The sequence below is a fragment of the Paenochrobactrum sp. BZR 201-1 genome (assembly GCF_044987585.2).
Taxonomy (GTDB): Bacteria; Pseudomonadota; Alphaproteobacteria; order Rhizobiales; family Rhizobiaceae; genus Paenochrobactrum; species Paenochrobactrum pullorum.
Genome location: NZ_JBJDRZ020000006.1, coordinates 156,628 through 168,429, shown reverse-complemented (window position 1 = coordinate 168,429; position 11,802 = coordinate 156,628). Strand labels below are relative to the sequence as shown.

General features: G+C 47.5%; 12 protein-coding genes. 5 read left to right on the top strand and 7 right to left on the bottom strand.

Annotated features, from left to right (window positions below):
- Positions 1 to 67: 67 nt before the first annotated feature.
- Positions 68 to 346 carry a DUF4282 domain-containing protein gene (locus ACI0FR_RS05940; RefSeq protein WP_374830334.1) on the top strand — a complete coding sequence of 93 codons (279 nt, stop codon included), beginning with the start codon at positions 68 to 70 and terminating at the stop codon, positions 344 to 346.
- 226 nt (positions 347 to 572) lie between these two features.
- Positions 573 to 1,121 carry an RBBP9/YdeN family alpha/beta hydrolase gene (locus ACI0FR_RS05935; RefSeq protein ID WP_404906257.1) on the top strand — a complete coding sequence of 183 codons (549 nt, stop codon included), beginning with the start codon at positions 573 to 575 and terminating at the stop codon, positions 1,119 to 1,121.
- On the opposite strand, the gene ACI0FR_RS05930 is transcribed toward ACI0FR_RS05935, so the two are convergent.
- The 5 genes from ACI0FR_RS05930 to rpsD all read right to left on the bottom strand — a co-directional run bounded on the left by ACI0FR_RS05930 (position 1,118) and on the right by rpsD (position 5,508).
- A complete protein-coding gene (locus tag ACI0FR_RS05930) occupies positions 1,118 to 1,555 on the bottom strand; it encodes a DUF1489 family protein (protein ID WP_374830330.1) in 438 nt (145 codons plus the stop codon). The genes ACI0FR_RS05935 and ACI0FR_RS05930 overlap by 4 nt on opposite strands.
- 44 nt (positions 1,556 to 1,599) lie before the next feature.
- Entirely contained in the window at positions 1,600 to 3,003 is a 1,404-nt protein-coding gene (locus ACI0FR_RS05925) for an L-serine ammonia-lyase (RefSeq protein WP_374830328.1), read from the bottom strand.
- Between the two features lie 77 nt (positions 3,004 to 3,080).
- On the bottom strand, positions 3,081 to 3,902 hold the full coding sequence (locus ACI0FR_RS05920; RefSeq protein ID WP_374830326.1) for an inositol monophosphatase family protein: 822 nt from the start codon (positions 3,900 to 3,902) through the stop codon (positions 3,081 to 3,083).
- 14 nt (positions 3,903 to 3,916) lie between these two features.
- A complete protein-coding gene (gene ttcA / locus ACI0FR_RS05915; protein WP_374830324.1) occupies positions 3,917 to 4,795 on the bottom strand; it encodes a tRNA 2-thiocytidine(32) synthetase TtcA in 879 nt (292 codons plus the stop codon).
- Between the two features lie 95 nt (positions 4,796 to 4,890).
- Positions 4,891 to 5,508: a 30S ribosomal protein S4 gene (gene rpsD, locus ACI0FR_RS05910; RefSeq protein WP_374830322.1), complete on the bottom strand. Its 618-nt coding sequence runs from the start codon at positions 5,506 to 5,508 to the stop codon at positions 4,891 to 4,893.
- 361 nt (positions 5,509 to 5,869) lie between these two features.
- Between rpsD and ACI0FR_RS05905 the strand changes: the two genes are divergently transcribed.
- Positions 5,870 to 6,250, top strand: coding sequence for a BspC domain-containing protein (locus ACI0FR_RS05905; RefSeq protein ID WP_374830320.1), 381 nt, complete (start codon positions 5,870 to 5,872; stop codon positions 6,248 to 6,250).
- 52 nt (positions 6,251 to 6,302) lie between these two features.
- Here ACI0FR_RS05905 and ACI0FR_RS05900 read toward each other — a convergent pair whose 3' ends face one another.
- Positions 6,303 to 8,264, bottom strand: a complete 1,962-nt coding sequence (locus tag ACI0FR_RS05900) for a L,D-transpeptidase family protein (RefSeq protein WP_404906258.1) — start codon at positions 8,262 to 8,264, stop codon at positions 6,303 to 6,305.
- Positions 8,265 to 8,516: 252 nt separating this feature from the next.
- On the opposite strand from ACI0FR_RS05900, the gene ACI0FR_RS05895 reads away from it, so the two are divergent.
- Positions 8,517 to 10,136, top strand: coding sequence for a fumarate hydratase (locus tag ACI0FR_RS05895; protein WP_404906259.1), 1,620 nt, complete (start codon positions 8,517 to 8,519; stop codon positions 10,134 to 10,136).
- A gap of 53 nt (positions 10,137 to 10,189) precedes the next feature.
- Here ACI0FR_RS05895 and ACI0FR_RS05890 read toward each other — a convergent pair whose 3' ends face one another.
- Positions 10,190 to 10,555, bottom strand: a complete 366-nt coding sequence (locus ACI0FR_RS05890) for a gamma-butyrobetaine hydroxylase family protein (RefSeq protein ID WP_374830314.1) — start codon at positions 10,553 to 10,555, stop codon at positions 10,190 to 10,192.
- A 182-nt stretch (positions 10,556 to 10,737) separates the two neighbouring features.
- Here ACI0FR_RS05890 and moaA point away from each other — a divergent pair, with 182 nt between their 5' ends.
- On the top strand, positions 10,738 to 11,772 hold the full coding sequence (gene moaA, locus ACI0FR_RS05885; protein WP_404906260.1) for a GTP 3',8-cyclase MoaA: 1,035 nt from the start codon (positions 10,738 to 10,740) through the stop codon (positions 11,770 to 11,772).
- Positions 11,773 to 11,802: the final 30 nt, after the last annotated feature.

Sequence of the window (11,802 nt, the reverse complement as noted above, 5' to 3'; positions counted from 1 at the left end):
TTGATTAAAATATTTAAACTATAAATTAATTAAGAAATAAAACCGCAACTCCCAAGCGAGGTAAAAAATGAACATCAAAGATATGACTGGTTTTGACAAATTTTTAACGCCGACACTGATTGCTGTCGTTTATTGGATCGGTAATGTTGGCATTGCATTTGCAGCCATCAGAACCATTCTGTCAGCTTATAGCTACATGGGAGGTGGTTTTTTTAAAATTATCGGCAGTTTAATTTTCTTTATTATCGGTCTGATTTTCTGGCGCGTTATATGCGAAGGCATCATACTTTCCTTCCGCATCTATGACCGTTTAACAGAAATCAGAGATCGTTTGCCGCGCAATTAATTTTTACCGATCAATGGTGGCAATCATTACTTTGTGATCATTGCCATCATTTATAATCTTTTTAATAATCTCTATTTCTTATTACATTCCTTTTTCTTGAAGCTACTCAGCCCCATTTAAGTCAAAACATGCTTGAATATGCGCCGGACAGACGCAATAAGCATTCAACGCAATGATTGTTGCGCTCATGCGCAAAAGAGACAAAGAATGAAAAGAACGGGCTGATATGAAAGTTAAAGACGTCGATATTCTCATCATTCCCGGTTATACCAATTCCGGCCCTGACCACTGGCAGTCACGCTGGGAGCAAAGACTTTCCACCGCGCGCCGTGTTGAGCAAAAAGAATGGTCAAAGCCGGTTCGTAAAGACTGGGTTGAGGAAATTGTCAAAGCGGTAGAAACCGCCGAGAAACCCGTTGTGCTGGTTGCACATTCGCTTGGTGTTGCTGCGGCCATCCATGCTATTCCACAGATTAAAGACAAGGTCGTCGGTGCATTTTTTGTAGCACCTCCGGATGTGGCCAATGAAAAGATACGCCCGCGCCATCTGATGACATTCGGCCCTTATCCACGCGAACGTCTGCCCTTCCCGACATTGGTGGTTGTCAGCCGCAATGATCCGTTTTCAGATTTTGAAACGGCAGAGGCCATTGTCAATGATTGGGGCGCAATGCTCTTGGACGCCGGTGAAGCAGGACACCTGAACAGTGAGAGCGGCCACGGCCCATGGCCGGAGGGCTCAATGGTTTTTGCCCAGTTCCTGAACCAGATTTAAAGCAAACCCAGCTCTGCCAATTCTCGTCTGAGTTCCGCTGGCAGGGCTGCTCGGCCGTTCTTACCTGCGGCCTCATCAAGAGGCGCATCTTCTGCGCTCAAATAACGCCAGCCCTGAAATGCACGACGCGGTTGCCATTCAGTCGGAATGATTTTCGGCTCCAGCACCAGATGGCAGCGATTAATACCTTCATCATCGGTAAAGGTGCGGATTTCCAGCAAACGCTGACGGCACTGGATATTGCCTTTAATCACCCAGTAAAGCGAACCACCATCGAGCAATTCTTCCACGCGCTTAGGCACCATGCGCGTGGTGTGAAACTGCTCCGGCAGCAGGCCAGCCGCGCGCTTTTCCTCCAGCCGGAAATCAATCCAGGCTGCAAGCGTTTCAATACTGTCGCAGCCGACACATAATTTAACCAGATTTAATGCCATGGCTCAGATGTAACTACTCATTTCAATAATCACAAATGTGATGCTTAACATTCCACCACATTAACGGCCAAACCGCCGAGACTGGTTTCCTTATAGCGTTCATTCATATCATTACCGGTCTGACGCATGGTTTCGATACAAGCATCCAGCGGCACAAAATGCTTGCCGTCGCCCTTCATCGCCAAGGAAGCAGCCGTTACTGCCTTGACCGCACCGAGCGCGTTACGCTCGATACATGGCACCTGCACGAGACCAGCAACCGGATCGCAAGTCATGCCTAAATGATGCTCAAGCGCGATTTCAGCGGCATTTTCGATCTGCGCAGGTGTACCGCCCATCACCGCCGCCATACCGGCAGCCGCCATTGCAGAAGCCGACCCCACCTCACCTTGACAGCCAACTTCTGCACCGGAAATCGACGCATTATGCTTGATAATGCCGCCAATTGCTGCGGAGGTAAGCAAAAAGTCTCGAATGTCTTTTTCCGTTGCATCCTCGTGGAAATGCAGGAAATAGCGCAGTACAGCCGGCACTACACCGGCCGCGCCATTGGTTGGTGCGGTAACGACACGACTGCCAGAGGCATTTTCTTCATTCACCGCCATCGCGTAAACCGAAAGCCAATCATTGGCCAAAAGTGGATTGTGGCGATTATTGCGCCATTCGTCCTGTAACTTATCGTTGAGATGACGGGCACGGCGCGGCACATTCAGTCCGCCCGGCATAATGCCGTCATTGCTAAGCCCGCGATCAATACAAGAGCGCATCGCTCCCCAGATTTTATCAAGGCCCGCATCAAGCTCCTCAGCCGACATACGGGTTTCTTCGTTCTTGCGCTTCATCTCGGCAATCGACAAGCCGCTCTTATCGGCCATTTTGAGCATTTCAGCCGCATTATTGAACGGATAAGGCACATTGCCTGAAGCAGCTTTTTTGCCTTTAGTGCTTTTCATTTGCTCAAGCTCTTCAGCTGTCACAACAAAACCACCACCCACTGAATAGTAAATCCGGCGCAGCAAAACACGGTCGTTTTTATCCAGCGCTTCAAAAGCCATACCATTGGCATGTCCCGGCAGCGGAATTTTACGCTCAAGCACCAAATCAACCGCCGGATCGAACGCATAGACCGGATGGCCCGGAGCATTTAGTTTTTTCTCTTGTTTGACGCGCTGAAGCTGCGCTTCCATCTCGTCGGGATCAATCTGATCGGGCACATTGCCGCAAAGCCCCAAAACCACGGCACGGTCAGTTGCGTGCCCTACCCCTGTGAAAGCGAGCGATCCATGCATATAGGCTTTCAAGCGATGCACTTTGGTTTGAGTCGGGCGTGGCCATTGTCCGTCACGGACTTCAAGCAGAAACATATTGGCAGCCGTCATCGGCCCCATCGTGTGGGAGCTGGATGGACCAATGCCGATTTTATAAAGATCAAAGACGGATAAAAACATTAAAATGCCCAAAAAATTCGTGCGTAAGCTACAGATGAGAAGCATCAGGTCGCACTTCAAGCGCGACACTTACATTATCATGACCATAAAGTCTCTTTAATGGCATGCCAGCTTTCTTTATCCGGTGCGGCAATCAGGCCACCATCGACATGCTCGGGCAAATAGCGGCTACCATCAAAACGTGCACTATAACCGCCAGCTTCTGTATGAATGAGCGAACCGGCCAGATGATCCCACGGCATCAATTTGTTGTAGACAGCAAAATGGGCATGTCCATCAGCAAGCAGACGATATTCATGGGCTGCGCAGCGATAGCCGATCTGCGACATGAATTTGGCCTGATTGCCAGCAATTTTCGAGCGCAACGGCTCCTGCATATATTGCCATGAAACAGACCCCAACATTTGCGAAACGTCTTTAGGCGCGGCTACTTTAAGCGCGCGATGATGGGCAGCTTGTACATGATAAGCACCGCCGCCGCGAACCGCCATGATATAATCCTGCCCCATCGGGTCATAGATAATACCGGCAACAGTTTCCCCTTTAGCAATTACCGACATCATAACACCAAAAAGCGGAACGCCAGAGGCGAAATTATAAGTGCCATCAACCGGATCAATCACAAAAGCCAGATCCGCATCGTGCAAGTTATCTAGGCTTGCAGTACCTGCCGACACTGCCTCTTCACCCAGCATAATAGCGTCAGGATATTTTTGGCTCAAAATGCGGGTGATATATTTTTCCGCATTGATATCGGCTTCGGTCACAAGGTCATAGGCTGTGGTCTTTTGTTTGATATCACCGGCATCAAGTTTACGGAAACGCGGCATAATTTCAGCCTTTGCGGCATCCGCCAAAACACCGGCCAACCAATCAATTTCATTCTCGTTAAATGTCACAGCCCTCACCCTTTTTATTTATCCGAAGATATCATTAATCCTGCAAAATCGAACAATTTACGATCCAGCATATGGCTTGGGCGAATATTGCCCAATGCCTTGATCATCGTCTCTTTACGTCCCGGCATCCGCTTTTCAATGTCCGTCAACATAGCCTTCATCGCATTGCGCTGTAAGCCATCCTGCGAGCCGCACAAATCACACGGAATGATTGGAAATTGCATCAGATCGGCAAATTTGACCAGATCTTCTTCTGCGACATATGAGAACGGACGCAATACCTTCAAATCACCTTCATCATTGACAAGTTTCGGTGGCATAGAAGCCAATCGACCGCCGTGAAAAAAATTCATGAAGAAAGTTTCAAGAATATCTTCGCGGTGATGTCCCAGCACCAATGCGCTGCACCCCTCTTCACGTGCCACGCGGTAAAGATTACCGCGGCGCAAGCGCGAGCAAAGCGCACAATAGGTCTGATTTTCAGGCACTTTGTCGGTGACGATCGAATAAGTGTCCTGATATTCAATCCGGTGCGCGATGCCGTATTTATTCAAGAAATCAGGCAGGATATGTTTCGGAAAATTTGGCTGCCCCTGATCAAGGTTGCAAGCCAGAATATCGACCGGCAATAACCCGCGCCATTTCAGCTCCAGCAACACCGTCAAAAGACCGTATGAATCCTTGCCACCCGAAAGACCGACCAGCCAGCGTTCACCCGGTTTGACCATAGAAAAATCATCCAGCGCCTGCCGTGTCAAACGTAACAATCTTTTACGCAACTTGTTGAATTCAACAGTTGAAGGAATATCACGAAACAGCGGATGGCATCCCTCTGTCGAGCTTTCCTCATCACGCAAATCTGTGTCACTTGATATCGTTTCTACGGCGCTCATTTCCGGCCTCTTGTCTTTCGTCACTCTCATATAAAAAAGCCGCCCGATGGTAAACCTTCGGGCGGCTTTTTTAAGTTCTTAAATTCTAATTCAGATTAACGTGAATAGAATTCGACAACCAGATTTGGTTCCATCTGAACTGCGTACGGTACGTCAGCAAGAGTTGGAACGCGTGAGAAAGTTGCAACCATTTTGTTGTGGTCAACTTCTACGTAATCAGGAACATCACGTTCAGCCAATTGAACAGCTTCGAGAACAATCACGAGCTGCTTTGACTTTTCACGAACTTCAATCACATCACCGGCTTTAGCGCGGTATGACTGAATGTTTACACGACGACCGTTTACGTTAACGTGACCGTGGTTGATGAACTGACGTGCAGCAAAAATTGTCGGAACAAATTTTGCACGATAAACGATTGCATCCAGACGGGATTCCAGCAAGCCAATGAGGTTTTCACCGGTATCGCCTTTACGACGAGCGGCTTCTTCATAGGTTTTGCGGAACTGCTTTTCGGAGATATCACCGTAGAAGCCTTTGAGCTTCTGCTTGGCGCGCAGCTGTACGCCGTAGTCAGACAGCTTGCCCTTACGGCGCTGACCGTGCTGACCTGGGCCGTATTCACGACGGTTTACAGGGGATTTAGGACGACCCCAGATGTTTTCGCCGAGACGACGGTCAATTTTATACTTGGAAGCTTCGCGCTTACTCATCGCATTTCCTTCAAAATAAACAAAGTGGCATCCGCTTTGACACGAGATACCAATTCAGGAAACGCGCCCTCCTCTGTTTTTGAAATTCAAAAACTGACAGAACAAAGCGCGCAAGCAATGCGTCTTTATCCACGGGACACGTTGTGAAACACAAGAATCTGAGATACTCATGTTGAGCGGGCTTTTAATCTTGATAGGTCTGGTTTGTCAAGGTGAAGCTTCAATAACTTCAATCCGAATGCACGACAAAATTGATAAACGATTTTGCCTCACTTGGCACCGACTTAAAAAAATCACAATTCAAGCACTCACTATATTGGTTTATTAATAGATATTAGCTTGACGATAAAGGATATAAGCCATGAATAAAAGAAAGATTATTCTAGCATGTGGTTTTTCTGTTTTTATTTGCAGCGCTGCACTTGCAGCCTCTCCTCCCAAAAAATCCGCCGACTTCAACGGCAATTATAAAACACTCACACAAGATCAAAAAGTCGACCCGCAACTCGCCACCTGTATTGCAACCGGCTATGATCTTGTGAAAAAGGATAAGAAATTCGACCGCCTTGGTTTTACACAAGACGGGATTGGTAAAACAAAAGTCAAGCAAGCCAAAACATCACAATCAGAACTGACAATCCGCGGTCAGGCGCGCGACCGCAAATCCAGCCAGTGGCAGGATATTGCCCTGCATTGCAGCATGAAAAACGGTGCTGTCAAAAACATCACAATCGGCAAATAATGATACATAATGAAAAGGCCGGAGATATCGTTCCGGCCTTATTTTTGATCCCTCAGGCGTTCACATCATTGCGACTGACGCTTGTTTTATTGAAAGCTTTTTCCAAGCCTTCATCGCGACCATAAATATCATCATAATAACGGATTTGACCGCTGGCTTCATCCAACCATGCGGTAAAGTAAGCCACGTAAACCGGCATTGGCTCCGGCACTTTGATGCCCCGCTCGTTTTTACCAAAATACGGTTTCAAATCCTCGACATTTTTGCCCAGTACCGCTGCCGCCATATCACGTGGACGTTCAAGACGGATACACCCATGACTGAGCGCGCGCATGTCACGTTTAAAGTAAGATTTAGCAGGTGTGTCATGCATATAAATGTCATGATTATTCGGGAACAAAATTTTCAATTCACCCAGCGAATTATCAAGGCTTGGCTTTTGACGGATGCCAACATGGCTTTTACCCGCAGCAACACTCGCCCAATTAACACTTGAGGCCGGGATAACTTTACCATCAGCATAAACCTCATAGCCATTGCGCGAAAGATAGCTGCTATCACGCATAATTTTCGGCAACATCTCGTTGAGGATGATAGAACGCGGCACCCCCCATGAAGGATTAAACACCACAGTCTGAATTTTATTATAGAAAAAATAGGTCTGATTGGTGCGCGAACCTATAACGATATTCATCGCCTGCGTTTCTTCGCCTTTATCGTAGAAATATGCGCGATAAGCCGGCTGATTGATGAATGCATAACGACCACCAAATTCATGCGGCAACCAACGCAAACGCTCCATCGAATAAATCAAACGATCACGCTTGACGGAAGTCAACTCGCCTTGCAGGGCTGCCACAGTGCTGCGGCCAATCACACCATCCGGCGTATTACCGGTGAGGCTTTGATAATCTTTGATTGCTGCAACCAATTCAGGTTCATATTTATCGCTATTAGCATTTTGCTGCAAAACAGTTTGATAGCTATTGAGAAAGCCTGCCGGTGCTTTTTTCAGCAAAACAGCAATGACATTACGCATTTCGCTGTTTTCTTGTCCCGGCTTGATAAGCACATCGCTGGAGATGCGAATTTCATGACTTTCCGGCTTGAGCTTCGCAAGCTCTGTTTTGAGTGACTGATACCATTTGTTTTGCGGCTGGAAACTGTAAAGAAAATCAGCCGCATCTTGCTGATCGGCCAAAGCTTTCAACACTTGAGCAGGCTGCACACGGCCACGCGGCAAATCATGATAACCATCCAAGCGATTGGCGATAACACGCCCTTCACCGGCATCAATTGCATAACGCAATGCACGTGCAGACATGGTCACTTCAAAATTTGCCAATTTCTGCAAACGTCCCGCATCACTGTCATCAGCAGTAAGCCCAATTTCTTCGACCGCATAATCTTTGGGATTCAGGCCATCTTCAGCGGCATTATCGAAAAATGCCAATAGTTTTTCAGCGCGCGCTGTCGCACCATTCTCATCAATCCAGAGCAGTTGCTGCTGATTGATATAAAAATCTGCAAGCGCCTCAACGACAGGTTTTTCGGCCATAATTTGGCTTGCAACCAAATGCGGTTTCAGGCTTTCAAAAAGATGAGTAGCAGACAGCGGTGTTTCGTCAGAAACTGCTGATGGGGAAGTTTCTGACGAAGCCACATCAATTGCCGCAGTTGTCACCTCATCGTTGAATTTTGAAAAATCAACGCGCACCAGTTTTTCTGGTTTATAAACATAAATTTTAGGTCCGGAAACTTTAACGCTCGCAACCGGAGGCTTTGGCACCGCAGATGTCTTCACAGAATTATTCTTCAAAACTGGCAGCATTGGAGCGGGTTGCACCTTATCGGCAACGGGTGCTTGCTTTTTTTGAAAAAGCTCAAGCAATGTATTGGCGGCATAGGCTGGTGATACAGGCGCATGCAGCATGATGACAAAACCTGCCAGCAAAGCGGCGCGCGCCACAGAATGCTTTAAACAAAGTTTCTGTCTGGCATGATTGCTCATCATAAAATACCTGCCTGCTTCATACGTCTAAACCTGCATAAACCATATGCGTTGATAGCGTATTTTAACTTTAATCCAGTGTAGAAACGCTTAACGAGCAATCGGGCTTAAAAAATAAATCCCCACATTGATGCCAGTCATTTTCCATCAGGAACAATCTGCCGCAGTGGATTATTCGTCTTCACCGGATAAAAGCGGAGCAAATTTATAAAGCGCAGGGACATAATCCTTAGTGCGCGACTGGTGAGGTATAAAATGGCTGATTTAAGCGCCGCCGATCTTTTTCCGCTCGGCAAAGATAAAACTGAATATCGCAAACTGACATCCGATTATGTTTCAGTGGAAACATTTAAAGGACAAGAAATTCTGACCGTTGCGGAAGAAGGCTTGCGTCTTTTGTCAGAGGCTGCTTTTTCAGACATCAACCATCTGTTGCGCCCAAGCCATCTCAAACAACTCGCCAATATTTTACAAGATCCGGAAGCAACCGATAATGACCGTTTCGTCGCTTACGATCTTTTGAAAAACGCCAATATTGCAGCGGGCGGTATTTTGCCGATGTGTCAGGATACCGGCACGGCTATCATCATGGGTAAAAAAGGCTGTCGCGTCTGGACAGAAGGCGGTGACGCCGATGCGCTTGGTGCTGGTGTCCTGGATGCTTACAACAAGAAAAATCTGCGTTACTCACAGCTCGCGCCGCTTTCAATGTTTGAAGAAAAAAACACCAAGAACAATCTGCCGGCGCAGATCGACATTTATCAGGAAGGTGAAGACGCTTATAAATTCCTGTTTGTCGCCAAAGGTGGCGGTTCGGCCAATAAAACATTCCTGTTTCAAGGTACACCTTCACTTCTCACCCACGATCGCATGATCGAGTTTTTGAAAGAAAAAATCCTCACCCTCGGAACCGCTGCCTGCCCGCCTTACCATCTGGCGATTGTGATCGGCGGCACCTCTGCTGAAATGAACCTCAAAACCGTAAAGCTTGCTTCCACCCGCTATTTGGACGAGCTACCGACTGAAGGCTCAGAAACCGGCCACGCTTTCCGTGATCTGGAAATGGAAAAAGAAATCCATAAACTGACCCAGTCGCTTGGTGTCGGCGCCCAGTTTGGCGGCAAATATTTCTGCCATGATGTGCGTGTTATCCGCTTGCCGCGTCATGGCGCTTCATTGCCAATCGGCCTTGGCGTTTCCTGTTCGGCTGACCGTCAAGCCAAGGCAAAAATCACTAAAGAGGGCATCTTCCTTGAGCAGTTGGAAACCAATCCGGCGCAGTATATGCCTGAAATTGACGAGGAAAAGCTTTCATCCCATGTGGTGAAGATTGATCTTAACCAACCGATGGATCAGATTTTAAAAGAATTATCACAACATCCTGTAAAGACACAGCTTTCTCTCTCCGGCTCTATCATTGTAGCGCGCGATCTGGCGCATGCGAAAATTCGTGAACGGTTGGAAAATGGCGAATCCATGCCGGACTATTTCAAAAACCACCCGATCTATTATGCAGGGCCTGCCAAAACACCAACCGGCTATGCGTCCGGTTCTTTTGGCCCAACTACGGCAGGACGTATGGATTCTTACGTGGACCAGTTCCAGTCTTATGGCGGCTCGATGGTGATGCTTGCCAAGGGCAATCGTTCACGTCAGGTGCGTGATGCTTGCGGTAAGCATGGTGGTTTTTATCTCGGCTCCATTGGCGGCCCTGCCGCACGTCTGGCACAAGACTGCATCAAAAAGGTCGAAGTGGTTGAATATCCGGAACTCGGCATGGAAGCCATCTGGCGCATTGAAGTTGTTGACTTCCCTGCCTTCATCGTCATCGACGACAAGGGCAACGACTTTTTTAAAGAGTTGAACCTCAGCTAATTGCTTGCCAAGTGACAATAAAAAGCCGGAAATTTCTTTCCGGTTTTTTATTTTTAAAATCGTGAAGCCCGCGACAAACCTTTTTCGGCCAATTCGTCCAGATAAGCTTGCCAGAGTGTATCGTGTTCAGCACCAAGCTTGTGCAGATATTTCCATGTGAACAAGCCGCTGTCATGCCTGTCATCAAAAACAATACGCACCGCATAATTGCCGATAGGCTCAATCCGGCTGATTGTCACATTGCGTTTGCCGCCAATGGTTTTTCGCTGTTCCGGCGAATGTCCCTGCACTTCCGCGGACGGTGATAAAACCCGCAGCATTTCAGCTCTCAATGCATAAGAATTGCCATTATCAAAACTGATATTGAGCACATGGCGGTCTTGTGAGACCCGCAATTCCACCGGCCAGATATCACTCACAAAACTGCTCCTATCAATATTTTGTTTGCGCGTAAGATTTACGCGCAATTGCCCTCAATCACAAGGCATGATCCAACAGCTATGATAAGTGGTGCTCAAATGATTTTGATTGCTGGACAGATGATGCTCCAAGCCTTATCTCTTAATATGAGGGCAATGCATAATAATAACGAGCTTTTTCGATGCCAATATGGAAAAAAACACCTGAACCGGAGACTTACGCTCCAATGATTGATCCGTTTGATCGGGTTATCAATTATTTGCGCGTTTCAGTAACCGACAGATGTGACTTCCGCTGCACATATTGCATGGCCGAACATATGACTTTCCTGCCGCGCAAAGATTTGCTTAGTCTTGAAGAACTTGACCGCCTTTGCAGTACATTCATTGCCAAGGGTGTCAAAAAATTAAGGCTTACCGGCGGCGAACCTTTGATGCGCAAAAACATCATGCATCTCATCGGTGAGCTTTCGCGCCACTTGAAGAGCGGCGCATTGGAAGAGCTGACACTTACCACCAATGGCTCACAATTATCGCGCTTTGCCGGTGAGTTGAAGGAATGCGGCGTAAAACGCATCAATGTTTCCATCGATACTTTAGATAGTGAGAAGTTTCGGGCAATCACGCGCTGGGGCAATCTGGATCAGGTATTGGCCGGAATTGATGCCGCTTTGGAAGCTGGATTGCATGTCAAACTCAACACGGTAGCGCTCAAAAATTTCAACGAATATGAAATTCCCTCCATGCTGCGCTGGGCACATTCACGCGGCATGGATATGACCCTCATCGAGACCATGCCTTTGGGCGAAATTGATATTGACCGCACCGATCAATATCTGCCGCTTTCCAAAGTCAGGCAAAATCTGCAACAAGAATTTACATTAGAGACAATTGATTACCGCACCGGTGGCCCTGCCCGCTATTACAAGATTGCCGAGACAGGCGGAAAGCTTGGCTTTATCACGCCGCTCACCCATAATTTTTGCGAGAGCTGCAACCGTGTGCGGATAACTTGTACCGGCACGCTTTTCATGTGTTTGGGGCAAGAAGATGCAGCAGATTTGCGCGAAACACTGCGTATGTCGGAGGGCAATGAACTTCTCAGCCGTGCAATTGATGAAGCCATTTCGCGCAAACCCAAAGGCCATGATTTTATCATTGATCGCCGTGACCAACGCCCTGCACTGTCACGCCATATGAGCATGACCGGCGGATAGCCCGCGCCTTTTCTTGATACTGTTTTTGAA

Coding starts and splice junctions, on each gene's coding strand:
- ACI0FR_RS05930 (WP_374830330.1), bottom strand. CDS start 1,555: ATGGCATTAAATCTGGTTAAATTATGTGTCGGCTGCGACAGTATTGAA.
- ACI0FR_RS05925 (WP_374830328.1), bottom strand. CDS start 3,003: ATGTTTTTATCCGTCTTTGATCTTTATAAAATCGGCATTGGTCCATCC.
- ACI0FR_RS05895 (WP_404906259.1), top strand. CDS start 8,517: ATGGCTGATTTAAGCGCCGCCGATCTTTTTCCGCTCGGCAAAGATAAA.
- ACI0FR_RS05940 (WP_374830334.1), top strand. CDS start 68: ATGAACATCAAAGATATGACTGGTTTTGACAAATTTTTAACGCCGACA.
- moaA (WP_404906260.1), top strand. CDS start 10,738: ATGCCAATATGGAAAAAAACACCTGAACCGGAGACTTACGCTCCAATG.
- ACI0FR_RS05935 (WP_404906257.1), top strand. CDS start 573: ATGAAAGTTAAAGACGTCGATATTCTCATCATTCCCGGTTATACCAAT.
- ttcA (WP_374830324.1), bottom strand. CDS start 4,795: ATGAGCGCCGTAGAAACGATATCAAGTGACACAGATTTGCGTGATGAG.
- rpsD (WP_374830322.1), bottom strand. CDS start 5,508: ATGAGTAAGCGCGAAGCTTCCAAGTATAAAATTGACCGTCGTCTCGGC.
- ACI0FR_RS05905 (WP_374830320.1), top strand. CDS start 5,870: ATGAATAAAAGAAAGATTATTCTAGCATGTGGTTTTTCTGTTTTTATT.
- ACI0FR_RS05900 (WP_404906258.1), bottom strand. CDS start 8,264: ATGATGAGCAATCATGCCAGACAGAAACTTTGTTTAAAGCATTCTGTG.